The following is a 23592-nucleotide window of genomic DNA, read 5'->3' on the forward strand; positions in this document are numbered from 1 at the left end:
CCGACCGTTTGCCGGGCCTGTGAGGGCACACCGCAACGCCGAAGGGCCCCGAGGCGAAAGCCTCGGGGCCCTTCGGACAAGCCAGGGATCAGGCGACCGTGGTCGTCCCACCCGCAGCAGCGATCTTCTCCACAGCGGTCTTGGAGAACTTGTTCGCCGTGACGTCCAGCTTGACGCTGACGTCACCGTCACCCAGCACCTTGACGAGCGAGCCCTTGCGGACCAGCCCGGCCAGCACCAGTGCGGCGACGTCCACCGAGCCACCCTCCGGGAAGGAGGCGGCGATCGAGGAGACGTTCACGACCTGGTACTCGGTGCGGAACGGGTTCTTGAAGCCCTTGAGCTTCGGGAGCCGCATGTGCAGCGGCATCTGGCCACCTTCGAAGCGCGGCGAGACGTTCTTGCGAGCGCCCGTGCCCTTCGTACCGCGGCCGGCGGTCTTGCCCTTGGAGCCCTCACCGCGGCCGACGCGGGTCTTGGCGGTCTTGGCTCCGGGAGCGGGACGCAGGTCGTGGATCTTGATGGTCACGACTGGACCTCCTCAACACTCACCAGGTGGCGCACGGCGTGGATCAGGCCGAGCACCTGGGGGGTGTCCTCACGCACGACCGACTGGCGGATCTTGCGCAGCCCGAGGGTGCGCATCGACTCGCGGTGGTTGTGCTTGGTACCGATGGTGCTGCGCACCTGGGTGATCTTGAGCTGAGCCATGATCAGACCCCCTGGCCCGCGCGAGCGCGGATCATGCCGGCGGGAGCGACGTCCTCGAGGGGCAGGCCACGACGGGCCGCGACCTCTTCGGGACGCTGCAGACCCTTGAGGGCCGCCACGGTCGCGTGCACGATGTTGATCGCGTTGTCGGAGCCCAGGGACTTCGACAGCACGTCGTGCACGCCGGCGCACTCGAGGACGGCGCGGACAGCGCCACCCGCGATGACACCGGTACCGGCCGAGGCCGGACGCAGCAGGACCACACCAGCGGCCTTCTCACCCTGGATCGGGTGGGGGATGGTGCCGGCGATGCGGGGAACGCGGAAGAAGTTCTTCTTCGCTTCCTCGACACCCTTGGCGATGGCCGCGGGAACTTCCTTGGCCTTGCCGTAACCGACGCCGACCATGCCGTCGCCGTCACCCACCACGACGAGCGCGGTGAAGCTGAACCGACGACCACCCTTGACCACCTTGGAGACGCGGTTGATCGCAACCACGCGCTCGAGGTGGGGGGTCTTCTCCTGGGCCGCGCCGCCGCGGCCGCCGTCACGACGGTCGCGGCGCTCTCCGCGCTCGCCCCCGCCGCCTTCGCGACGCGTACGTCCTGGCATCAGGCGTCCCTCTCAATTCCAGTGATGATCATTGTCAGAACTCCAGCCCCGCCTCGCGAGCGGCGTCAGCCAGAGCGGCGATGCGGCCGTGGTACGCGTTGCCACCGCGGTCGAACACGACCGCCGTGATGCCGGCGTCCTTGGCACGGGCCGCGGCCAGCTGGCCGACCTTGGCCGCGCGGGCCTTCTTGTCGCCTTCCAGCGCACGGACGTCGGCCTCCATCGAGGAAGCGGACGCGACCGTGTGGCCCTTCAGGTCGTCGATGATCTGCACGGTGATGTGCTTCGACGACCTGTGCACGACCAGGCGCGGACGCTCGGCGGTGCCGCTGACCTTCTTGCGGAGGCGGAAGTGGCGACGGGCCTTCGCAACACGACGCCTGGTGGAGATGTCCTTGCCCACCGGCTTGCGCTTCGTAACAGTCGACTCGCTCATGTCACTTACCCGTCTTTCCGACCTTGCGACGGATCTTCTCGCCCGAGTACCGGACGCCCTTGCCCTTGTACGGGTCGGGCTTGCGCAGCTTGCGGATGTTGGCGGCGACCTCACCGACCAGCTGCTTGTCGATACCCGAGACGGAGAAGCGGGTCGGGGTCTCCACCGCGAAGGTGATGCCCGCGGGGGCCTCGACCTTGACGGGGTGGGAGTAACCGAGTGCGAACTCGAGCTCAGTGCCCTTGAGCGCGACGCGGTAACCGACGCCGTGGATTTCCATCTTCTTTTCGTAACCCTGGGTCACACCGACGACCATGTTGTGCACGAGCGTGCGCGACAAGCCGTGGAGCGCGCGGTTCCGGCGCTCGTCGTTCGGGCGCTTGACCTCGAGAGTGCCGTCCTCAGCCTTCTCCAGGCTGATCGGCTCAGCGATCGTCAGCGTCAGGGTGCCCTTGGGGCCCTTCACGCTCACGTCCTGGCCGGCGATGTTCACGTCGACCCCGGAGGGGACAATGATCGGCTGCTTACCGATGCGCGACATGTCTACTCCCCCTTACCAAACGTAGGCGAGGACTTCTCCGCCCACGCCTGCCTTGTTGGCCTGGCGGTCGGTCATGAGACCACCAGAGGTCGAAATGATCGCCACACCGAGGCCACCGAGAACTCGGGGCAGGCCGGTGGACTTCGCGTACACGCGCAGGCCGGGCTTCGACACACGGCGGAGACCCGCGATGCTGCGCTCCCGGTTGGGGCCGTACTTCAGCTCGACGACGAGGTTCTTGGCGACCTCGCCCTCCTCGTCGCGGTACGAGGCGATGTAGCCCTCGCGCTTGAGGATCTCGGCGATGTTGGCCTTCAACTTCGAGTGCGGCATCACGACCTTGTCGTGGTAAGCCGAGTTCGCGTTGCGCAGACGAGTGAGCATGTCTGCGATCGGATCGGTCATCGTCATGGTGACCTGGTCAACCCTTCTCGCTGCGGTTCACCGCTCAGGGTCCAGACCTGCCCTCCCCGGACGGGGAGGGACAGGACGGTCGTGTGCGGGCCTACAGCGAAGTAATGAAGCTCTTGATTACCAGCTGGACTTGCTCACGCCAGGCAGCTCACCGCGGTGAGCCATCTCGCGCAGGCAGATCCGGCAGAGGCCGAACTTGCGGAACACCGCGTGGGGGCGGCCGCAACGCTGGCACCGGGTGTAGCCCCGGACCTTGAACTTCGGCTTCTTCGCGGCCTTGTTGATCAACGCCTTCTTGGCCATCGACTCAGTTCTCCTTGAACGGGAAGCCCAGGTGCTTCAGCAGCGCCCGGCCCTCCTCGTCGTTCGTGGCGGTGGTGACGACGGTGATGTCCATGCCGCGGGGACGGTCGATCGAGTCGGGGTCGATCTCGTGGAACATCGACTGCTCGTTCAGACCGAACGTGTAGTTGCCGTTGCCGTCGAACTGCTTGCCCGAGAGGCCGCGGAAGTCGCGGATACGGGGCAGCGCGATCGTCAGCAGGCGGTCCAGGAACTCCCACATGCGGTCGCCGCGCAGCGTGACGCGCGCGCCGATCGGCATGCCCTCGCGCAGCTTGAACTGCGCGATGGACTTGCGGGCCCGACGGACCTCGGGACGCTGGCCGGTGATGATCGACAGGTCCTTGACGGCACCGTCGATCAGCTTGCCGTCACGGGCGGCGTCGCCGACACCCATGTTGACGACGACCTTGACGACGCCGGGGATCTGCATCACGTTGGCGAAGGAGAACTGCTTCTGCAGCTCGCCCTTGACCTCGTCGCGGTAGCGCGTCTTGAGCCGCGGGATGATCTTCTCTGCGGTAGTCATGATCAGATGTCCTTCCCGTTACGACGGGAAATGCGGACCCGCTTGCCCTCGTCGTTCGTACGGTAACCAACACGGGTCGGCTTGCCGTCCGAGTCGACCACCATCACGTTGGAGACGTTGATCGGGGCTTCCTGGGTCACGATGCCACCGGACTGCGCGCCGCGCTGGGTCTGCGTGATCCGGGTGTGCTTCTTGATCCGGTTGACGCCCTCGACCAGGACCTTGCCGGTCTCCGGGTAGGCCTGGATGACCTTGCCCTTCGCGCCCTTGTCCTTGCCGGCGATGACGACGACCGTGTCGCCCTTCTTCACCTTCATGGTCAGAGCACCTCCGGAGCCAGCGAGATGATCTTCATGAACTTCTTGTCGCGCAGCTCGCGGCCGACCGGGCCGAAGATGCGGGTGCCGCGGGGCTCGTTGTCGTTCTTGATGAGCACGGCGGCGTTCTCGTCGAAGCGGATGTACGAGCCATCCGGCCGACGGCGCTCCTTGACGGTCCGGACGATGACGGCCTTGACGACGTCACCCTTCTTCACGCCGGCACCGGGGATCGCGTCCTTGACGGTCGCGACGATGATGTCGCCGATGCCCGCGTAGCGGCGACCCGAGCCACCGAGAACACGGATGCAAAGGATTTCCTTCGCACCGGTGTTGTCGGCGACACGAAGTCGCGACTCCTGCTGAATCACTTACTTGCTCCTGACCATTCCTGGCCCGCCGGATTTCCGACCCGACGGGCTCGGTCTGTCTACAGTGCTTGATCCCTCTGGGGGACTACTTGGCCTTCTCGAGGATCTGGACGAGCCGCCAGCGCTTGGTCGCCGACAGGGGCCGGGTCTCCATGAGCAGGACCCGGTCGCCGATGCCCGCCGCGTTCTCCTCGTCGTGCACCTTCACCTTGGTGGTGGAGCGCATGATCTTGGAGTAACGCGGGTGCTTCTTGCGGTCCTCGAGCGCCACGACGATCGTCTTGTCCATCTTGTCGGACACGACGAGGCCCTCGCGGACCTTGCGGTCGTTGCGCTTCTCGGTCTGAACTTCGTTGCTTTCGGTCATGCCGCACCCTCACCAGTGGAATCCGGCGTGACGGAGAGCCCGAGCTCCCGCTCCCGCATCACGGTGTAGATCCGGGCAATCTCGTGCCGGACCGTGCGCAGCCGCCGGTTGTTGTCGAGCTGGCCCGTGGCCATCTGGAAGCGAAGGTTGAAGAGCTCTTCCTTCGACTCCTTCAGACGCAGCACGAGCTCTTCCTCGGTGAGCTCACGCAGCTCGGAAGCGGTGGTACCCGCTGCCATCAGAACTCACCACCCTCACGCGTAACGATGCGGCACTTCATCGGGAGCTTGTGGATCGCGCGGCGAAGAGCCTCGCGGGCCACCTGCTCGTTCGGGAAGGCCATCTCGAAGAGGACGCGACCCGGCTTGACGTTGGCCACCCACCACTCCGGCGAACCCTTACCGGAACCCATGCGGGTCTCGGCCGGCTTCTTCGTGAGCGGACGGTCCGGGAAGATGTTGATCCAGACCTTGCCGCCACGGCGGATGTGGCGAGTGATGGCGATACGAGCGGACTCGATCTGCCGGTTCGTCACGTAGGCCGGCTCCAGAGCCTGGATGCCGTACTCACCGAAGGTGACCTTCGTGCCGCCCTTGGCAGCACCCGACCGCTTCGGGTGGTGCTGCTTGCGGTGCTTGACCCTACGAGGGATGAGCATGGCTCAGCTCTCCGTCTTCTCTGCAGAAGCCGGGGCCTCAGCCGACGCCGTGGCGTCAGCGGCGGCGCGGCCGGCCTCGGTGCTCGTCGCGGTGGTGCCGCTGGCACCGGAACGACGGGCACGGTTCGGACGCTCGTTGCGGTCGCGGCGCGGGGCGCGGTCGGCTCCCTGAGCCGGGGCCGCGTCGAGCGCGCGCTTGGCCGAGATGCCACCGACGATGTCGCCCTTGTAGATCCACACCTTCACGCCGATACGGCCGAACGTGGTGCGGGCCTCGAAGAAGCCGTAGTCGATGTTGGCGCGGAGGGTGTGCAGCGGCACGCGGCCGTCGCGGTAGTGCTCCGAGCGGGACATCTCGGCGCCGCCAAGGCGACCGCCGCACTGCACGCGGATGCCCTTGACCTGCGGCGAACGCATGGCCGACTGGATGGCCTTGCGCATCGCGCGCCGGAAGGCAACGCGGTTGGACAGCTGCTCGGCGACACCCTGTGCCACGAGCTGCGCGTCCGACTCGGGGCTCTTGACCTCGAGGATGTTCAGCTGGACCTGCTTCTTGGTGAGCTTCTCCAGCTCACCGCGGATGCGGTCCGCCTCGGCACCACGACGGCCGATGACGATGCCCGGCCGGGCGGTGTGGATGTCGACGCGAACCCGGTCACGGGTGCGCTCGATCTCCACCTTGGAGATGCCGGCACGCTCCATGCCCTTGCTGAGCAGTCGGCGGATCTTGACATCCTCCGCGACGTACTCGGCGTACTGCTTGTCGGCGTACCAGCGGGACTTCCAGTCGGTGGTGATCCCCAGCCGGAAGCCGTGCGGGTTGATCTTCTGGCCCACTACCGGGTTCCCTTCGCGCTGGTCTTCTTCGGACGCGACTCCACCTCGATGGTGATGTGCGACGTCCGCTTGCGGATCCGGTACGCGCGGCCCTGGGCACGCGGGCGGAAACGCTTGAGGGTCGGACCCTCGTCCACGTAGGCCGCCGAAACCCAGAGGGTGTCGGGGTCCAGGGACATGTTGTTCTCGGCGTTGGCCATGGCGCTGGCGAGCACCTTCGCGACCGGCTCAGAGGCGGCCTGGGGCGCGAACTGGAGCACGGCCAGGGCCTCGCTGGCGTTACGACCCTTGATGAGCTCGACGACGCGACGGACCTTCATGGGGGTGTCGCGGACGTAGCGAGCCCGAGCCACGGCGCGCGGAAACTCCTGCGCCTCAGCGTCCTTACGGGCGTTCATCGCTGCTTTCCCTTGCTCTTCTCAGTTCGGCGCCTAGCGGCGACGAGACTTCCGGTCGTCCTTGATGTGGCCCTTGAAGGTGCGGGTCGGGGCGAACTCGCCCAACTTGTGCCCGACCATGGCCTCGGTCACGAACACCGGGACGTGCTTACGGCCGTCGTGCACCGCGATGGTGTGGCCCAGCATGTCCGGGATGATCGTGGACCGGCGGGACCACGTCTTGATGACGGTCTTCTTGCCCGCTTCGTTCTGCGCGTCCACCTTCTTGAGCAGGTGGTCGTCGACGAAGGGACCCTTCTTAAGGCTGCGAGGCATCCTTCACTCCCTCCCTGCTCAGCGCTTCTTACCGGTGCGACGACGCCGGACGATGAGCTTGTCGCTTGGCTTGCGGCGGCGGGTACGACCCTCGGGCTTACCAGCCGGGTTGACCGGGTGGCGACCACCGGAGGTCTTGCCCTCACCACCACCGTGCGGGTGGTCGACCGGGTTCATGGCGACACCGCGGACGGTGGGCTTCTTGCCCTTCCACCGCATGCGGCCGGCCTTGCCCCAGTTGATGTTCTGGTGCTCGGCGTTGCCGACCTCTCCGAGCGTGGCGCGGCAGCGCACGTCCACGTTGCGGATCTCGCCGGAAGGCATCCGCAGCTGGGCGTACGGGCCGTCCTTCGCCACGAGCTGGACCGAGGCGCCGGCCGAGCGGGCGATCTTCGCGCCGCCACCGGGGCGGAGCTCGATCGCGTGGATCACGGAACCGACCGGGATGTTGCGCAGCGGCAGGTTGTTGCCCGGCTTGATGTCGGCCTTGGGGCCGTTCTCAACCGTGTCACCCTGCTTGAGCTTCTCCGGGGCGATGATGTAGCGCTTCTCGCCGTCCGCGTAGTGCAGCAGCGCGATGCGCGCGGTGCGGTTGGGGTCGTACTCGATGTGAGCGACCTTGGCCGGCACGCCGTCCTTGTCGTTGCGACGGAAGTCGATCAGGCGGTAAGCCCGCTTGTGACCGCCACCCTTGTGCCGCGTGGTGATCTTGCCCGACGCGTTGCGGCCACCCAGCTTGTGCAGCGGGCGGATCAGCGACTTCTCCGGAGTCGACCGAGTGATCTCGGCGAAGTCGGAGACGCTCGCACCGCGACGACCGGGGGTCGTCGGCTTGTACTTGCGAATGCCCATCTCTACGCAGTCCTCGTCATCAGGCGGCAGGGCCGCCGAAGATCTCGATCGGCTTGCTGTCCGAAGACAGAGTCACGATCGCGCGCTTCGTGTCCTTGCGCTTGCCGAACCCGGTGCGGGTGCGCTTGCGCTTGCCCTGCCGGTTGATGGTGTTGACGCTGACGACCTTCACGCCGAAGACCTTCTCCACGGCGATCTTGATCTGGGTCTTGTTCGAACCCGGCGCCACCAGGAAGGTGTACTTGTTCTCCTCGAGCAGCCCGTAGGACTTCTCGGAGATCACGGGCGCGAGCAAGATGTCCCTGTGGTCGGGGATCACTTCGAGGCCTCCTCGTCCACCACGGTCGCCGTGGCCTCAGCCGAGCCAGAACCCGCCTGGGCCTTGCTGGCGAGGAACACGTCGAGCGAGTCCTTGGTGAACACCACGTCGTCGTTGACGAGCACGTCGTAGGTGTTGAGCTGGTCGGGCGCGATCACGTGCACGTGCGGGAGGTTCCGCACGCTGACCCACGCGACCTCGTCGGTGCGGTTGAGCACCACGAGAACGCGACGGGCCTGGGTGACCGAGTCCAGGACCTTGCGCGCGGTCTTGGTCGACGGGGTGTCCCCGTCCACCAGGCCGGACACGACGTGCACCTGGTTGGCGCGAGCCCGGTCGGAGAGGGCACCGCGCAGGGCGGCGGCCTTCATCTTCTTGGGGGTGCGCTGCGAGTAGTCACGCGGCTGCGGGCCGTGGACGACGCCACCGCCGGCGAACTGCGGAGCACGCGTCGAACCCTGGCGGGCGCGACCGGTGCCCTTCTGGCGGTACGGCTTCTTGCCACCACCGGACACCTCGCCGCGGGTCTTCGTCGAGTGCGTGCCCTGGCGCGCGGCGGCCTGCTGGGCCACGACGACCTGGTGCAGCAGCGCGACGTTCGCCTGCGCGTCGAAGACAGCCGAGGGGAGCTCGACCGTGCCGGCGGACTGGCCGTCCGGGGTACGGATCTCAACCGTCGACATCAGGCACCGCCCTTCGCGGCAGTCCGGACGAACACCAGACCACCCTTGGGGCCGGGAACAGCGCCCTTGATGAGCAGCAGGCCGTTCTCGGCGTCGATCTTGTGCACCTTCAGGTTCTGGGTCGTGACGCGCACGTGGCCCATGCGGCCGGCCATGCGCAGACCCTTGAAGACGCGACCCGGAGTGGCGCAGCCACCGATGGAACCCGGCGAGCGGTGCTTGCGCTGGGTGCCGTGGCTGGAGCCGAGGCCCCGGAAGTTGTGGCGCTTCATGACACCTGCGGTGCCCTTGCCCTTGCTGGTGCCGGTGATGTCGACAACAGCGCCGGCCTCGAACACCTCAGCGGTGATCTCCTGGCCGACCGTGTACTCGCTGGCGTCCGCCGTGCGCAGCTCCACCAGGTGGCGACGGGGCGTGACCCCGGCCTTGGCGAAGTGGCCCGCGACGGGCTTGTTGACCTTGCGCGGGTCAATCGCGCCGGCCGCCAGCTGGACGGCGGTGTAGCCGTCCTTCTCCTCGGTGCGAACCTGGGTCACGACATTCGGCTCAGCCCTGACGACGGTCACCGGGACGACCCGGTTGTTCTCGTCGAAGACCTGAGTCATGCCGAGCTTGGTGCCCAGGATGCCCTTCATCTGCCTGTCAGACATTGGTCCGTTACTCTCCGCGCCCAACGCTTACTGGATGTTGACGTCGACGCTGGCCGGCAGGTCGATGCGCATGAGCGCGTCAACCGTCTTCGGCGTCGGGTCGAGGATGTCGATCAGCCGCTTGTGCGTGCGCATCTCGAAGTGCTCGCGCGAGTCCTTGTACTTGTGCGGCGAGCGGATGACGCAGTACACGTTCTTCTCAGTGGGCAGCGGCACGGGCCCGACAACCCGAGCGCCGGTGCGCGTCACGGTCTCAACGATCTTGCGCGCAGACGCGTCGATCGCCTCGTGGTCGTAGGCCTTGAGCCGGATGCGGATCTTTTGTCCCGCCATGATGGCTTGCCGTTCCTCTGCTTCTCGTAACCGCTGCGGTGCGGTGCCTCGGATGAGGCCTGTTACAGCCTCTTGGCGCGCTCCGCCCCTGTTGAAGTGTCATGGTGCCCGGTCCACGCGGTCGGGCGTGTCGCGCCCGGTGCGCATACCGGTCCCACGCAAGGTCTCCCCGGTGGGATTGGGCCTACCACAGCCCATGCACCCTGATGCCCATCTCCGCAAGGAGGCGTTCACTAACAGGGCGCGGACGCTCGGTCGAAGGTCTCAGGTTACACACAGGTGCGACCCGGCCTTCGTCGAGCAACCCGTAAAGAATGCCACACGGTTGCGAGGCGATCCAAATCGGGGTGGGTGTCTTAGAGGCAGATCACGTGCGGATCAAGCTCCGCGGGCCGCCCGGTCCGTCGCATGTGGAACGACGGGCGCAGCGGTTCCGTTGTCCGGCAACGAGATCCCCGCACGGGATCTGCATCCGTGCGCGTCGAACATTTTCGGCGTGAGCTGCCGCACAGCCCACGTCCGGACGACGAAGGCCGGGCCAACGAAGTCGTTGGCCCGGCCTCGCGCCGAACTAACAGCTAGAGCTTGGTCACTTGACGATCTTGGTGACAGAGCCGGCGCCGACGGTGCGGCCACCCTCGCGGATCGCGAAGCGGAGGCCCTCGTCCATGGCGATCGGCTGGATCAGCTTGACCGACATACCGGTGGTGTCACCCGGCATGACCATCTCGGTGCCCTCGGGGAGGGTCACAACGCCGGTCACGTCCGTCGTCCGGAAGTAGAACTGCGGACGGTAGTTGTTGAAGAACGGCGTGTGGCGGCCACCCTCGTCCTTCGACAGGATGTAGACCTGCGCCTCGAACTCGGTGTGCGGGGTCGTGGTGCCCGGCTTGACGATGACCATGCCGCGCTCCACCTCCTCGCGCTTGATGCCGCGGAGCAGCAGCGCGGCGTTGTCACCGGCGCGACCCTCGTCGAGGAACTTCTTGAACATCTCGATCGAGGTGACAGTCGTCTTCTTCGACTGCTCCCTGATGCCGACGATCTCGATCTCGGAGTTCACGTTGATGATGCCGCGCTCGATGCGACCGGTCACGACGGTGCCGCGGCCGGTGATCGTGAAGACGTCCTCGACGGGCATGAGGAACGGCTTGTCGGTCTCGCGCTCCGGCTCCGGGATCGCCGAGTCGACGGCGGCCATGAGCTCCAGCACGGACTTGCCCCAGGTCTCGTCACCCTCCAGCGCCTTCAGCGCCGAAACGCGCACGACCGGCAGGTCGTCGCCCGGGAACTCGTACTCGGAGAGCAGCTCGCGGACCTCGAGCTCGACGAGCTCCAGGATCTCCTCGTCGTCCACCATGTCGGCCTTGTTCAGCGCGACGACGATGTAGGGGACGCCGACCTGGCGGGCCAGGAGGACGTGCTCCTTCGTCTGCGGCATCGGACCGTCGGTCGCCGCGACCACGAGGATGGCGCCGTCCATCTGCGCCGCACCGGTGATCATGTTCTTGATGTAGTCGGCGTGCCCGGGGCAGTCGACGTGCGCGTAGTGACGGTTCTCCGTCTGGTACTCGATGTGCGCGATCGAGATCGTGATGCCGCGCTGCTTCTCTTCCGGCGCCTTGTCGATCTGGTCGAACGCGAACGAAGCGTTCACATCGGGGTACGCGTCGTGCAGAACCTTGGAGATCGCCGCGGTCAGCGTGGTCTTGCCATGGTCGATGTGACCGATGGTGCCGATGTTGACGTGCGGCTTCGTCCGCTCGAACTTCGCCTTGGCCACTGGATTGTCCTCCTGGACTTCTTTTTTGCTGGTCCGGCGGGCATCTGTGGCCACCCGCCGGACTTACACGTCAGGGTCTGAAAGTAGCGGACCCCAGGGATTCACCCCCGGAGAGCCCGCGGTGGAACTGCGGTGCTCCGGTGGGGAGTTACTCCCCGGTCGCCTTCGCGATGATCTCCTTCGAGACGTTCGCGGGAACCTCTGCGTAGGAGTCGAACACCATCGAGTAGTTGGCGCGACCCTGGGTCTTGGACCGCAGGTCACCCACGTACCCGAACATTTCCGACAGCGGAACCAGTGCCTTGACGACACGGATGCCGCTGCGCTCCTCCATGGCCTGGATCTGGCCACGGCGGGAGTTCAGGTCGCCGATCACGTCGCCCATGTACTCCTCGGGCGTCGTGACCTCGACGGCCATCAGAGGCTCGAGGATCGCAGGAGACGCCTGACGGGCGGCTTCCTTGAGGGCCATCGAACCAGCGATCTTGAACGCCATCTCCGAGGAGTCGACCTCGTGGTAGGCGCCGTCGAGCAGCGTCACCTTCACGCCGACCAGCGGGTAGCCCGCCAGCACGCCGTACTGCAGCGCGTCCTGCGCACCCGCGTCGACCGACGGGATGTACTCGCGGGGGATGCGACCACCGGTGACGGCGTTGACGAACTCGTAGAGCGCGCCGTCTTCCTTCTTCTCCAGCGGCTCGACGGTGACGAGCACCTTCGCGAACTGGCCGGAGCCACCGGTCTGCTTCTTGTGGGTGTAGGAGTACTTCTCCACCGCCTTGCGGATGGTCTCCCGGTACGCCACCTGAGGCTTGCCGATGTTGGCCTCGACCTTGAACTCGCGGCGCATGCGGTCCACCAGGATGTCCAGGTGGAGCTCGCCCATGCCGGCGATGATGGTCTGGCCCGTCTCCTGGTCGAGGTTGACCCGGAACGTCGGGTCCTCCTCGGCCAGCTTCTGGATCGCGGTGCCCAGCTTCTCCTGGTCGGCCTTCGTCTTGGGCTCGATGGCGACCTGGATGACCGGCTCGGGGAACGTCATCGACTCGAGGACGATGGGGTTCGCCGGGTCGGCGAGGGTCTCACCGGTCGTCGTGTCCTTCAGACCGATCACGGCGTAGATGTGACCGGCGATGGCCTCGGTGACCGGGTTCTCCTTGTTGGCGTGCATCTGGAAGATCTTCCCGATGCGCTCCTTGCGGTCCTTGGTCGCGTTGACGACCTGGGTGCCGGAGGCGACCTTGCCCGAGTAGACCCGGATGTAGGTCAGCTTGCCGAAGAACGGGTGCACGGCGATCTTGAACGCGAGCGCGGAGAACGGCTCGTCGGACGAGGCCTTGCGCGACACGACGGTCTCGCCGTCCTGAAGCGTGCCCTCGACCGGCGGGAGGTCCAGCGGCGACGGCAGGAAGTCGATCACCGCGTCGAGCATGGGCTGGACGCCCTTGTTCTTGAACGCGGAGCCGCAGAGGATCGGGTAGGCGGTGCCCTCGGCAACGATCTTGCGGAGGCCGGCCTTGATCTCCTCGACGGACAGGTCGCCCTGCTCGAAGTACTTCTCGGTCAGCTCGTCGTCGGTCTCGGCGACGGCCTCGAGCAGCGCCTCGCGGAACTCCTGCGCCTTCTCGACGAGATCCGCGGGGATCTCCTCGATCGCGTAGTCCTCGCCCTTCTGGACCTCGCCGCGCCAGGTCAGAGCGCGCATCTCGATCAGGTCGACGACGCCGATGAAGTCGCTCTCGGCACCGATCGGGATCTGGATCGGGAGGGGCTTGGCACCCAGGCGCTCGGAGATGGTGCGGATGGTGAAGTAGAAGTCCGCGCCGAGCTTGTCCATCTTGTTGACGAAGCAGATGCGCGGGACGTCGTACTTGGTCGCCTGCCGCCAGACCTGCTCGGACTGCGGCTCGACGCCCTCCTTGCCGTCGAAGACGGCAACGGCGCCGTCGAGGACGCGCAGGTTGCGCTCGACCTCGACGGTGAAGTCGACGTGGCCGGGCGTGTCGATCAGGTTGATCTGGTGGTTCTTCCAGTAGCAGGTCGTCGCGGCCGACGTGATCGTGATGCCGCGCTCCTGCTCCTGCTCCATCCAGTCCATCACGGCGGCGCCGTCGTGAACCTCGCCGATCTTGTAGCTGATCCCCGTGTAGAAGAGGATCCGCTCAGTCGTCGTGGTCTTGCCCGCGTCGATGTGGGCCATGATCCCGATGTTGCGGACCTTGGCAAGATCAGTGAGCACGTCCTGTGCCACGGGTCTTTCCCCTGTCTTGAGCTTGTGGGCTCACTAGGGCTGGGAGCGCCCGGCCTGTTGTCCAGGCCGGGCGTCACATCACCAGCGGTAGTGGGCGAAGGCCTTGTTGGACTCGGCCATCTTGTGCGTGTCCTCACGGCGCTTGACGCTCGCACCGAGGCCGTTGCTCGCATCGAGCAGCTCGTTCATCAGACGCTCGACCATGGTCTTCTCACGGCGCTGCCGGGAGAAGGTGATCAGCCAGCGCAGCGCGAGGGTGGTGGCGCGGCCGGGCTTGACCTCGATCGGCACCTGGTAGGTCGCACCACCGACGCGGCGGCTCTTGACCTCCAGGGACGGCTTCACGTTGTCGAGCGCGCGCTTCAGCGTGACGACCGGGTCGGTGCCGGTCTTCTCGCGAGCACCTTCGAGCGCTTCGTAGACGATCTTCTCGGCGACCGAGCGCTTGCCGTCGACCAGCACCTTGTTGATGAGCTGGGTCACCAGCGGCGAGCTGTAGACCGGGTCGGAGATCAGCGGCCGCTTGGGGGCCGGTCCCTTGCGGGGCATCTCAGCTCTTCTCCTTCTTCGCGCCGTAACGGCTGCGAGCCTGCTTGCGGTTCTTGACACCCTGAGTGTCGAGAGAGCCACGGATGATCTTGTAACGAACACCCGGGAGGTCCTTCACACGACCACCGCGCACGAGCACCATCGAGTGCTCCTGGAGGTTGTGGCCCTCACCGGGGATGTACGCCGTGACCTCGATACCGCTGGTCAGCTTCACGCGAGCGACCTTGCGCAGTGCGGAGTTCGGCTTCTTGGGGGTGGTGGTGTAAACGCGGGTGCACACACCGCGCCGCTGCGGCGAGCCCTTGAGGGCCGCCGTCTTCTGCTTCGCCACCTTGTCCTGGCGGCCCTTGCGGACCAGCTGCTGGATCGTTGGCATTCGCCGGCTGCTTCTTCCGTCTTGCGGGCGTCCCTTGCGGTTCACCCTCGTGTTTCTTGATCCCTCTCTGCACCCGAGGTCGGGCGTGTCGCCCGCTCCCAAGGTCCGCAAGCAACAGTTCAACTGCCACTGCGAGTGGAGGACACCACGGCCTCACGGGCACGCGGAGCGGCCCGACATGGGTCGGGCACGAGTAGCAAAGATACCCGCCCACGTCTACCTGGGTCAAAACGGGGGTGCCGCCCCCGCGCATGCAGTAGACATGGCCCGCACGTCAAGTCCTACCCGCGGGCAGCGGTTCTGTCACAGCCCGCCGCTCGCGCGGTGGCCGCTGCCAGCGGGAAGGCGGACCGGCGCAGGCCGGTCACCAGGGCGGGGAAGGTGAGGTGGCGACGCTGCGGACAGCCGTGACGTCACCCGACCGGACGGTCACCGCCGTGTCCCGACCACCCCTCGGCACCGGCCCCCGCCACGAGACGATGCGACTTTCGCCACAGGCGCTCGCGTTGCCACACCGTCCAGGACGACCCGCAGGAGAAGCCGTGAGGAACATCGCCGTCATCGCCGCGCTGGCGCTGGTCGTGTCCGGGTGCTCGCTGTGGACCGAGCAGCCGGGGGTCGGCGAGTGCGCCAAGGTCGTGGACCTGTCCCGCGACGACGCCGAGCTGACCAAGGCCGACTGCTCCGCGCAGGAGGCCGTCTACAAGCTCGTCTCCATCGAACGCGGCGTCACCGCGCCGTGTCCCGGCGGTGACTACGTGGAGGAGACGTCGGCGCGCAACCGCAAGACCAAGCGCAAGACGCGGGAGTGCTACGCGCTGAACGTGCGCGAGGGCGACTGCCTCAAGCAGGTCGGCAAGTTCGACACGAAGCTCGCCTGCGGCACCGGCACGCGCAAGGTGACCAAGGTGGTGGACGGCAAGGCGAACCGGTCGTTGTGCGGGGCCGGCGACGACGTCAAGACCTACGACAAGCCGCCGACCACGATCTGCATCACCGGCTGAGCGTCCTGTCGAGGCACAGACGTACCTGATCGGGTGCTCCCGCACCACTCGCCGCAGCCGGCCCGGCCGCGGCAGCCGCCCTGGTTCACTGTGCGCATGGACGACCTGATCGCGGCGATGGCCTCGTTGACCGGCTCCTCCGCCGACCCGGAGGTGCTCGGCGGCGACCGCGGTGACGTCGTGGTGGTGCGGGTCGGTGACGTGGTCGCCAAGGCCTACCCCGCCGACACGGACGTCGAGGCGTTGCGGCAGCGGGTCGAGATCGCCGCGGCGCACCCGGACCTGCTGTTGCCGCCGTCGATGCCGCTGCAGTTCGTGGACGACCGGCCGGTGACGGTGTGGCCGTACGGGACGCCGGTGAGCCAGAGCGACCCGGACGGGGCGCCGTGGGAGGAGAGCGCACAGCTCTTGGCGAAGCTGCACGCACTGCCCGTGCAGGGGCCGACGGCCGGTGCGCCGGAACGGGTCGTGCGGGCCATCAGGGCGTTGCCGCCGGAGCTGCCGCACGCCGACGTGGTGCTGGCGGCGTTCGAGGTGCTGCCGCCGCTGGGCGTGTCGGCGAAGGCGTTGATCCACGGCGACTGGCACCTCGGGCAGCTCGTGCACCGGGGCGCGTGGCGGCTGATCGACGTGGACGACCTGGGGGTCGGCGATCCGGTGTGGGACCTGGCGCGACCTGCGGCGTTGTTCGCGGCGGGCATCCTGCCGGACGACCTGTGGGCGCGGTTCCTGAACACCTACCGCGAAACGGGTGGTGTGGCGCTGCCGACATCGGAATGGGAAGCACTCAACATCCCGGCCCAGGCGTACGTTGTCCAGATGGCAGCGCGGGCACTCGTGACCGGTCTGCAGGCCGTGGAACCGCTGGTCGAGGCTTGTCGTCGGATCGTCGCGGCACACGAGCTCCACGACCGCGGCTAATATCGTTTTTGTCCGGTCCCACCGCAGGAGGCTCACCACGATGCAGTGTCCCAAGTGTCATGCGAACATGCGCACGTTCGACCGCATGGGCGTCCACATCGAGCAGTGCGACGGCTGCCGCGGGGTCTTCCTCGACTACGGCGAGCTCGAGTCCATCACGCGCCTCGAGGCCCAGATGCACACGCCGCCGCCGGCCGCCCCGGCGCCTCCGCCCATGGCCTACCCGCAGCCGGTCCAGCCCGCCTGGGGCGCCGCGCCGCAGGTCCACCACCACCACGGCGGACACGGCGGCTACGGCTACGGCCACCGCAAGCACCACGGCCTCTCGGGCCTGTTCTTCTCCTCCTGACCTCGGTGACCTTTCGCGACGGCCCCGGATCCCTGCTCCGGGGCCGTTGACGACTACCGAGAATCAGGGCGATAATCGGTAGTCAACGGGAGGAGCAGCCATGTCCGTGGCAACCGAGGCCGCCCAGATCCGGGACCTCTTCGACACCATCGAGGAGATCGAGTCCGTCGCGTCCTCCCTGGCAGCCGACGACGAACGGCGCCGCAAGCTGGACGGCGTGGTGGCACGAACCCTGCGCCAAGCCCCGCCCGTGCGACCGGTGGTGGCTGGCGAACTGCTCGATATGACCGAGAAGACCGTGAAGGCGTGGGCCCGCGAGGGCGTGCTGGCCATCCACAGCCAGGAACCGCGCATGCTCCTCGACACCGTGCGCCTGCACGAGGTCCTCCACCTGGTCTCCGACCTCCGCCGCGCCGGCAAGACCCGCGGCCTGCTGGACGAAGTCCACCGCCGCCTCAGCGACCGGTCACTGCTCGAACGCACCGACCTCGCCGCATCCCTCGACGAGATGCGCAGCGGCAGGGGACGCGTGGTCCGCCCGGCCTGATCACGTTGCTCCAGGTCGTAGAAACCCACACCGCCCACGCCCAGGCCGCCGGCCTCCGCGGCCGCGCCCGCATCGCCTACGAGCGCTTCCTGGACGAGCTGGCCCACTCGGGCTGCGCCGCCCTCGGCTACCGCGTCACCGGCCCGGACCCGCTCCCCCGCCTGTGCGTGAAGCACCTCCGCGGCGCCGACCGGGTCGTTGTCGCCTTCCCCTCCCCCGACGTCGTCTGGGTCCTGCTCGTCGGCCCCCACGACGACGACCCCGGCCTCGACCTCTACGAGGTCCTGTACGAGATGGCCGGCGTCCGTCCCCGCCTGTCGGAGAAGCGCACCAAACCCCGCTGCTGCACCGACGAGTCCGGTGTCCCACCCCTGGTCGACGAGCACCTGGTGGACGACCTCGTCCTCCGCGCCCGCGCCCTGGCCCGCGCCCGCCGCCGCTGACCCTCGCCCGCCCTCCTCCCGTGACCCTACCGACAAGAAAAGTTGTCAAGACAGCTCTTGTTGTCCTACGCTTCCGGCAACACGGACGAACGGAGACGGCGATGTCCTTCCAGGCCTACCTCGACGGCGCGGAGAAGAAGACCGGCAAGACCCCGGCCGAACTGCTGGCGGCGGCCGCCGAGCGCGGGTACGACGGCACGACCAAGGCGGGTGTGTTCCTGGAGTGGCTGAAGACCGACTACGACCTGGGCCGCGGACACGGGATGGCGCTGTACCACGTGCTGAAGAACGGCGTGCAGATCAGCGAGAAGCACGTGGGCAGCACGGGCAGTCACCGCGACGACTCCGCCACACTTCGTCTGGACGGAATCGCACACCGCTGAAAGCAAACGTTCTGTCACGTATATTCCCTGGTCAAGCACCGCGCTGGTGCTATCAGATCCTGGGGATTCAGATGCAGACAGTGAGCAAGCGGTCACTGGCGCCCGACCTCGCGCGTGGCGTGATGTTGATGCTGATCGCGCTTTCGCACGCGCACCAGTTCATCCGCGGCCACCCGACCACCCACCGCAACTACCCGACGGACGGCAGCACCCTCGACCTGGCCGTGTCGGGTCTGCAGATGCTGACCGTCGACGGGCAGCCGCTGCCGCTGTTCGCGGCGTTGTTCGGGTACGGACTGGTGCAGCTGGCGGGCCGGCAGCCCACGTGGCCCGCAGCGCGCTGGACGGTCGTCAAGCGCTGCTTCTGGATGATCGTCCTGGGTGCGCTCCACGCCCACTTCCTGTTCGAAGCCGACATCCTCGGCACCTACGGCGTTCTGGGCCTGGTCCTCGTCAGCACGATGGTCTGGCGCGACCAGTCCCTGCTGGCACTCGCCGGCGGGTGGATGGCGGTGTACCTGACCTACGTCGTGCTGTCCGCGTTCCAGGTCATCAAGGTCGACGGCGTGCTGCCGGAGGGACTCCCGACCTGGGGGCTGCACTCGGTGGTCTGGCCGGCGGCGGTGCTGATCCCGGTGGTCCTGGGCATGTGGGCCGCCCGCCACAAGATGCTCATGGAGCCGGAACGGCACGTGCGGTTCCTGCGCAACACGGCCATCTTCGGCATCGGCTTCATGATCGTCGGCGGCCTGCCGCTCTCCCTGGTCGTCGCGCAGGTGATCGACGGCGTCCCGATGCCACTCGTCATCCTGCACACCCTCAGCGTGCTTCCCGGCGGCCTCGGCTACGCGGCGCTGATGGGCTACATCGCGGCCAAGGTGAAGAAGCCGGGCCTGGTGATGGTGGCCATCGCCGCAACCGGTGAACGTTCGCTGACCAACTACATCCTGCAGTCCGTGTCGTGGACCCTGGTGTTCACGATCGGCGGCCTCGGGTACGAGATCGGCGTCGCCCAGGCATCGCTCGTCGGCCTCTGCACCTGGCTCGCCACGGTCATCCTGTCGCTGGGCATGCACCTCGCGGGCATCCGCGGGCCGCTGGAGGTACTGCTGCGCTTCCTGACGTACGGACGGCGCAAGAAGAAGCCACGCCCCCAGGCCCAACCACCCCGGGCAATGGCAGACCAGCTCAGCTAGCCGGCACAGGTCACTCGGAGCGAGCGAAGCGCGGCGTTTCCCACTCGCCATCCCTATCTGGTCAACCACCCACACGAACAGAAAACGGCCCCCGGAGCCGAAGCTCCAGGGGCCGTTCTCACACCTCAGACCTACCGGTAGTCGCGACCGAAGTCGTAGTCGTCCAACGGCACCGCCGCACCGGTCCCGGTCCCGAAGACGTCAGGCGTGTAGTACCCGTCGTCGTACGAAGGAATCGCGTACGCGGCGGCACGCGCCTCCTCGGTCGGCTGGACCTGGATGTTGCGGTACCTGTTGATGCCCGTACCAGCCGGGATCAACTTACCGATGATCACGTTCTCCTTCAGACCGATGAGCTTGTCCGAACGCCCGTTGATGGCGGCGTCGGTCAGCACACGCGTGGTCTCCTGGAACGACGCCGCGGACAGCCACGAGTCGGTTGCCAGCGAGGCCTTCGTGATACCCATCAGCACCGGACGACCGGCGGCCGGCTCGCCACCCTCGGCGACGACGGCGCGGTTGCCCGACTCGAAGTCCGCGCGCTCGACGAGCGAGCCCGGGAGGAACTCCGTGGCACCCGAGTCGATGATCGTGACCCGGCGGAGCATCTGCCGGACGATGACCTCGATGTGCTTGTCGTGGATGGCCACACCCTGGGCGCGGTACACCTTCTGCACTTCCTGCACCAGGTGCAGCTGGGCCTCGCGCGGGCCCATGACGCGCAGGACCTCGTGCGGGTCCGGGGTGCCTTCCAGCAGCTGCTGGCCGACGTGCACGTGGTCGCCGTCCTGCAGCGGGCCGGTGGCCGTGTTGGCGAGACGCTGACGCTTGGACAGCTTCTCGAACACGATCTCCTCGGAGCCGTCGTCCGGGATCAGCGTGATCTTCCAGAAGCGGTCGCCGTCCTCGATGCGGACGCGGCCGTCCACGTCGGCGATCGGCGCCTTGCCCTTCGGGACGCGGGCCTCGAAGAGCTCCTGGACACGGGGCAGACCGGTCGTGATGTCGTCACCGGCCACACCACCCTGGTGGAACGTGCGCATCGTCAGCTGCGTGCCGGGCTCACCGATCGACTGGGCGGCGACGATGCCGACGGCCTCGCCGACGTCGACCAGCTGGCCGGTCGCCATCGAGCGGCCGTAGCAGGACGCGCACACACCGACGGCCGACTCGCAGGTCAGCACCGAGCGCACCTTCACGCGGACGATGCCGGCCTCGACCAGCGACTGGAGCGCCGGGTCGCCGAGGTCGTCGCCGCGGTTCAGGACCAGGTTGCCCTGCGCGTCGTGGATGTCGTCCGCGACCGTGCGGGCGTAGACCGACGTCTGCGCGAACTCGTGCAGGCCGACCTTGTCGCCCAGCTGCTCGCCGACGGTCATGTTCACGCCACGCGTGGTGCCGCAGTCGACCTCGCGGATGATGACGTCCTGCGACACGTCCACCAGACGACGGGTCAGGTAACCCGAGTCGGCGGTGCGCAGCGCGGTGTCGGCCAGACCCTTGCGGGCACCGTGCGTCGCGATGAAGTACTCCAGCACCGACAAGCCCTCGCGGAACGAGTTCTTGATCGGGCGCGGGATGTACTCACCCTTCGGGTTGGTGACGAGACCACGCATACCCGCGAGCGAACGGACCTGCGTCATGTTGCCGGCGGCGCCGGACTGCACGATGACTCGGATCGAGTTGTCCTCGGGGAAGTTGTCTTCCATGATCTCGTGGACCTGCTCGGTGGCCTTGGTCCACACCTTGACCAGCTCGGAGTTGCGCTCCTCGTGGGAGAGCTGACCGCGCTGGTAGCGCTTCTCCACCGCGTCCGCGAGGCGCTCGTGCTCCTCGAGGATGTCCTGCTTCGCGGCGGGGACGAGGACGTCCGAGATCGCGACGGTCACACCGGAACGGGTGGCCCAGTGGAAACCGGCGTCCTTCAGCTTGTCCAGCGTCCGGGCGACGGTGACCATCGGGTACCGCTCGGCGAGGTCGTTGATGATCACGGCCTGCCGCTTCTTGGGCATGACCTCGTTGATGAAGGCGTAGTCCTGCGGCAGGATCTCGTTGAACAGCACGCGACCCAGCGTGGTCTCCGCGAGCCACGGCTGACCGGGCTCCCAGCCCTCCGGCTCCTGACCCTTGGGCGGGTTCTTGTCGGAGACGCGGATCTTCACCATCGCCTGCAGGCCCAGGACCTTGCGGTCGAACGCCATCAGCGCCTCGGCGGGCGACGAGTAGAAGTGGCCCTCGCCGATGTCGCCGACCTTGTGCCGGGTCAGGTGGTACAGACCGGTCACCATGTCCAGACGCGGCATGGCCAGCGGCTTGCCGGACGCCGGCGACAGGATGTTGTTCGACGACAGCATCAGGACGCGGGCCTCGGCCTGCGCCTCGGCGGACAGCGGCAGGTGAACTGCCATCTGGTCACCGTCGAAGTCGGCGTTGAACGCCTCACAGACCAGCGGGTGCAGCTGGATGGCCTTGCCCTCGACCAGCTGCGGCTCGAAGGCCTGGATGCCGAGGCGGTGCAGCGTGGGTGCGCGGTTGAGCAGCACCGGGTGCTCGGTGATGACCTCTTCCAGCACGTCCCACACGGCCGGGCGCGCACGCTCGACCATCCGCTTGGCGGACTTGATGTTCTGCGCGTGGTTGAGGTCCACGAGCCGCTTCATCACGAACGGCTTGAACAGCTCCAGAGCCATCTGCTTGGGCAGACCGCACTGGTGCAGCTTGAGCTGCGGGCCGACCACGATGACCGAACGGCCGGAGTAGTCGACGCGCTTGCCGAGCAGGTTCTGGCGGAACCGGCCCTGCTTGCCCTTCAGCAGGTCGGACAGCGACTTCAGCGGGCGGTTACCGGGACCGGTGACCGGGCGGCCGCGGCGGCCGTTGTCGAACAGCGCGTCGACGGCCTCCTGCAGCATCCGCTTCTCGTTGTTGACGATGATCTCGGGCGCGCCGAGGTCGATCAGCCGCTTCAACCGGTTGTTGCGGTTGATGACGCGGCGGTACAGGTCGTTCAGGTCGGACGTGGCGAAGCGGCCACCGTCGAGCTGCACCATCGGGCGCAGGTCCGGCGGGATGACCGGGACGCAGTCCAGGACCATGCCCTGCGGGTTGTTGCGGGTCGCCTGGAAGGCGGCAACGACCTTGAGGCGCTTGAGCGCACGCAGCTTCTTCTGGCCCTTACCGCTGCGGATCGTCTCGCGCAGGATGTCGGCCTCGGCGTCGACGTCGTAGTCACCCAGGAGCTTCTGGATGGCCTCCGCGCCCATGGCACCGGTGAAGTAGTCGCCGTAGCGGTCGTACAGCTCGCGGTAGAGCAGCTCGTCCGCGATCAGCTGGGCGCGCTCGAGCTTGGTGAACGTCGACCAGATCTCGTCGAGGCGGTCCAGCTCGCGCTGGGCGCGGTCGCGGAGCTGGCGCATCTCACGTTCGCCACCCTCCTTGACCTTGCGGCGCACGTCGGACTTGGCACCCTCGGCCTCGAGCTCGGCCAGGTCGGCCTCGAGCTTCTGGGCGCGGGCCTCCACGTCGGCGTCGCGGCGGTTCTCGACGCGCTTGCGCTCGACCTGCATCTCGCTTTCCAGCGTGGGCAGGTCGTTGTGGCGCAGCTCGGCGTTGACGCCCACGATCACGTAGGCGGCGAAGTAGATGATCTTCTCGAGGTCCTTGGGGGCCAGGTCGAGCAGGTAGCCCAACCGGCTGGGGACGCCCTTGAAGTACCAGATGTGCGTGACCGGAGCGGCGAGCTCGATGTGGCCCATGCGCTCACGACGCACCTTCGCGCGGGTCACCTCGACGCCGCAGCGCTCACAGATGATGCCCTTGAAGCGCACGCGCTTGTACTTGCCGCAGTAGCACTCCCAGTCCCGGGTGGGACCGAAGATCTTCTCGCAGAACAAGCCGTCCTTCTCAGGCTTGAGCGTGCGGTAGTTGATGGTCTCGGGCTTCTTGACCTCGCCGTAGGACCACTGGCGGATGTCGTCCGCGGTCGCGAGTCCGATGCGGAGCTCATCGAAGAAGTTGACGTCGAGCACGTCTACTCTCTTCCCCTTTTTAGATCGGTGGCAAAGGAGCTGGTCTGAAGGCCGGTGAAGGGGACGCGGGAGGCATCC

At 67.1% G+C, this 23592-nt stretch carries 33 protein-coding genes; 7 read left to right on the plus strand and 26 right to left on the minus strand.

What is annotated here, in order from left to right; all coding sequences use genetic code 11:
- Nucleotides 1-88: 88 nt before the first annotated feature.
- From rplO to rpsL, 25 genes are all read right to left on the minus strand, one after another.
- Nucleotides 89-529 carry a 50S ribosomal protein L15 gene (gene rplO, locus ADL03_RS10185; RefSeq protein ID WP_053733138.1) on the minus strand — a complete coding sequence of 147 codons (441 nt, stop codon included), beginning with the start codon at nt 527-529 and terminating at the stop codon, nt 89-91.
- On the minus strand, nt 526-711 hold the full coding sequence (gene rpmD, locus ADL03_RS10190; RefSeq protein WP_053733139.1) for a 50S ribosomal protein L30: 186 nt from the start codon (nt 709-711) through the stop codon (nt 526-528). Before rpmD ends, rplO begins: the two co-directional genes overlap by 4 nt.
- Nucleotides 712-713: 2 nt before the next feature.
- Nucleotides 714-1322, minus strand: a complete 609-nt coding sequence (rpsE, locus tag ADL03_RS10195; protein WP_053733140.1) for a 30S ribosomal protein S5 — start codon at nt 1320-1322, stop codon at nt 714-716.
- A gap of 34 nt (nt 1323-1356) precedes the next feature.
- Entirely contained in the window at nt 1357-1758 is a 402-nt protein-coding gene (gene rplR / locus ADL03_RS10200; protein WP_030473452.1) for a 50S ribosomal protein L18, read from the minus strand.
- Between the two features lies 1 nt (nt 1759).
- On the minus strand, nt 1760-2299 hold the full coding sequence (gene rplF / locus ADL03_RS10205; protein ID WP_053733141.1) for a 50S ribosomal protein L6: 540 nt from the start codon (nt 2297-2299) through the stop codon (nt 1760-1762).
- Between the two features lie 12 nt (nt 2300-2311).
- The gene (gene rpsH, locus ADL03_RS10210; protein ID WP_030473454.1) at nt 2312-2710 is read right to left on the minus strand and encodes a 30S ribosomal protein S8; all 399 of its coding nucleotides are present in this window, start codon (nt 2708-2710) and stop codon (nt 2312-2314) included.
- Between the two features lie 120 nt (nt 2711-2830).
- Nucleotides 2831-3016 (minus strand): type Z 30S ribosomal protein S14, encoded by a 186-nt coding sequence (locus ADL03_RS10215; RefSeq protein WP_030473455.1) that lies wholly within the window; start codon nt 3014-3016, stop codon nt 2831-2833.
- 4 nt (nt 3017-3020) lie between these two features.
- Nucleotides 3021-3584: a 50S ribosomal protein L5 gene (rplE, locus tag ADL03_RS10220; RefSeq protein WP_053733142.1), complete on the minus strand. Its 564-nt coding sequence runs from the start codon at nt 3582-3584 to the stop codon at nt 3021-3023.
- Nucleotides 3585-3586: 2 nt separating this feature from the next.
- Entirely contained in the window at nt 3587-3901 is a 315-nt protein-coding gene (rplX, locus tag ADL03_RS10225; protein ID WP_030473457.1) for a 50S ribosomal protein L24, read from the minus strand.
- 2 nt (nt 3902-3903) lie between these two features.
- Nucleotides 3904-4272 (minus strand): 50S ribosomal protein L14, encoded by a 369-nt coding sequence (gene rplN / locus ADL03_RS10230; RefSeq protein WP_030478306.1) that lies wholly within the window; start codon nt 4270-4272, stop codon nt 3904-3906.
- 85 nt (nt 4273-4357) lie between these two features.
- Nucleotides 4358-4639, minus strand: coding sequence for a 30S ribosomal protein S17 (rpsQ, locus tag ADL03_RS10235; RefSeq protein WP_053733143.1), 282 nt, complete (start codon nt 4637-4639; stop codon nt 4358-4360).
- On the minus strand, nt 4636-4878 hold the full coding sequence (rpmC, locus tag ADL03_RS10240; protein ID WP_053733144.1) for a 50S ribosomal protein L29: 243 nt from the start codon (nt 4876-4878) through the stop codon (nt 4636-4638). Before rpmC ends, rpsQ begins: the two co-directional genes overlap by 4 nt.
- Entirely contained in the window at nt 4878-5297 is a 420-nt protein-coding gene (gene rplP / locus ADL03_RS10245; protein ID WP_030473461.1) for a 50S ribosomal protein L16, read from the minus strand. The genes rpmC and rplP overlap by 1 nt, the downstream gene beginning before the upstream one ends.
- Before the next feature lie 3 nt (nt 5298-5300).
- A complete protein-coding gene (rpsC, locus tag ADL03_RS10250) occupies nt 5301-6134 on the minus strand; it encodes a 30S ribosomal protein S3 (RefSeq protein ID WP_053733145.1) in 834 nt (277 codons plus the stop codon).
- Entirely contained in the window at nt 6134-6532 is a 399-nt protein-coding gene (rplV, locus tag ADL03_RS10255) for a 50S ribosomal protein L22 (protein WP_053733146.1), read from the minus strand. Before rplV ends, rpsC begins: the two co-directional genes overlap by 1 nt.
- Nucleotides 6533-6565: 33 nt before the next feature.
- Entirely contained in the window at nt 6566-6847 is a 282-nt protein-coding gene (gene rpsS / locus ADL03_RS10260; protein ID WP_053733147.1) for a 30S ribosomal protein S19, read from the minus strand.
- Between the two features lie 18 nt (nt 6848-6865).
- The gene (gene rplB / locus ADL03_RS10265; RefSeq protein WP_053733148.1) at nt 6866-7699 is read right to left on the minus strand and encodes a 50S ribosomal protein L2; all 834 of its coding nucleotides are present in this window, start codon (nt 7697-7699) and stop codon (nt 6866-6868) included.
- Nucleotides 7700-7718: 19 nt separating this feature from the next.
- Complete coding sequence (gene rplW, locus ADL03_RS10270) at nt 7719-8018, minus strand: 50S ribosomal protein L23 (protein WP_030473465.1); 300 nt, start codon at nt 8016-8018, stop codon at nt 7719-7721.
- The gene (rplD, locus tag ADL03_RS10275) at nt 8015-8701 is read right to left on the minus strand and encodes a 50S ribosomal protein L4 (protein ID WP_053733149.1); all 687 of its coding nucleotides are present in this window, start codon (nt 8699-8701) and stop codon (nt 8015-8017) included. Before rplD ends, rplW begins: the two co-directional genes overlap by 4 nt.
- Nucleotides 8701-9351 carry a 50S ribosomal protein L3 gene (gene rplC, locus ADL03_RS10280; protein ID WP_053733150.1) on the minus strand — a complete coding sequence of 217 codons (651 nt, stop codon included), beginning with the start codon at nt 9349-9351 and terminating at the stop codon, nt 8701-8703. The genes rplD and rplC overlap by 1 nt, the downstream gene beginning before the upstream one ends.
- A gap of 27 nt (nt 9352-9378) precedes the next feature.
- Nucleotides 9379-9684, minus strand: a complete 306-nt coding sequence (gene rpsJ, locus ADL03_RS10285; RefSeq protein ID WP_003938093.1) for a 30S ribosomal protein S10 — start codon at nt 9682-9684, stop codon at nt 9379-9381.
- Nucleotides 9685-10273: 589 nt separating this feature from the next.
- Nucleotides 10274-11467 (minus strand): elongation factor Tu, encoded by a 1194-nt coding sequence (tuf, locus tag ADL03_RS10290; RefSeq protein WP_053733151.1) that lies wholly within the window; start codon nt 11465-11467, stop codon nt 10274-10276.
- Between the two features lie 148 nt (nt 11468-11615).
- Nucleotides 11616-13718 carry an elongation factor G gene (fusA, locus tag ADL03_RS10295; RefSeq protein ID WP_053733152.1) on the minus strand — a complete coding sequence of 701 codons (2103 nt, stop codon included), beginning with the start codon at nt 13716-13718 and terminating at the stop codon, nt 11616-11618.
- Between the two features lie 78 nt (nt 13719-13796).
- Nucleotides 13797-14267 carry a 30S ribosomal protein S7 gene (gene rpsG / locus ADL03_RS10300; protein WP_053733153.1) on the minus strand — a complete coding sequence of 157 codons (471 nt, stop codon included), beginning with the start codon at nt 14265-14267 and terminating at the stop codon, nt 13797-13799.
- 1 nt (nt 14268) lies between these two features.
- Complete coding sequence (gene rpsL, locus ADL03_RS10305; RefSeq protein ID WP_030473471.1) at nt 14269-14643, minus strand: 30S ribosomal protein S12; 375 nt, start codon at nt 14641-14643, stop codon at nt 14269-14271.
- 542 nt (nt 14644-15185) lie between these two features.
- On the opposite strand from rpsL, the gene ADL03_RS10310 reads away from it, so the two are divergent.
- From ADL03_RS10310 to ADL03_RS10340, 7 genes are all read left to right on the plus strand, one after another.
- Nucleotides 15186-15647, plus strand: coding sequence for a hypothetical protein (locus ADL03_RS10310; protein ID WP_053733154.1), 462 nt, complete (start codon nt 15186-15188; stop codon nt 15645-15647).
- Nucleotides 15648-15743: 96 nt separating this feature from the next.
- Nucleotides 15744-16568 carry a phosphotransferase family protein gene (locus ADL03_RS10315; RefSeq protein ID WP_053733250.1) on the plus strand — a complete coding sequence of 275 codons (825 nt, stop codon included), beginning with the start codon at nt 15744-15746 and terminating at the stop codon, nt 16566-16568.
- A 67-nt stretch (nt 16569-16635) separates the two neighbouring features.
- Entirely contained in the window at nt 16636-16917 is a 282-nt protein-coding gene (locus ADL03_RS10320) for a zf-TFIIB domain-containing protein (protein ID WP_053733155.1), read from the plus strand.
- 100 nt (nt 16918-17017) lie between these two features.
- Entirely contained in the window at nt 17018-17464 is a 447-nt protein-coding gene (locus tag ADL03_RS10325; RefSeq protein ID WP_053733156.1) for a hypothetical protein, read from the plus strand.
- 5 nt (nt 17465-17469) lie between these two features.
- A complete protein-coding gene (locus tag ADL03_RS10330; protein ID WP_053733157.1) occupies nt 17470-17907 on the plus strand; it encodes a hypothetical protein in 438 nt (145 codons plus the stop codon).
- Between the two features lie 101 nt (nt 17908-18008).
- Nucleotides 18009-18290 carry a DUF4287 domain-containing protein gene (locus ADL03_RS10335; protein WP_053733158.1) on the plus strand — a complete coding sequence of 94 codons (282 nt, stop codon included), beginning with the start codon at nt 18009-18011 and terminating at the stop codon, nt 18288-18290.
- 71 nt (nt 18291-18361) lie between these two features.
- Nucleotides 18362-19486: a DUF418 domain-containing protein gene (locus ADL03_RS10340; RefSeq protein ID WP_063798528.1), complete on the plus strand. Its 1125-nt coding sequence runs from the start codon at nt 18362-18364 to the stop codon at nt 19484-19486.
- A gap of 131 nt (nt 19487-19617) precedes the next feature.
- Here ADL03_RS10340 and ADL03_RS10345 read toward each other — a convergent pair whose 3' ends face one another.
- On the minus strand, nt 19618-23514 hold the full coding sequence (locus tag ADL03_RS10345) for a DNA-directed RNA polymerase subunit beta' (RefSeq protein WP_053733160.1): 3897 nt from the start codon (nt 23512-23514) through the stop codon (nt 19618-19620).
- Between the last annotated feature and the right edge of the window lie 78 nt (nt 23515-23592).

Origin of the sequence: Nocardia sp. NRRL S-836 (genome assembly GCF_001279525.1) — a bacterium.
In the GTDB taxonomy this organism is placed as follows: Bacteria; Actinomycetota; Actinomycetes; order Mycobacteriales; family Pseudonocardiaceae; genus Lentzea.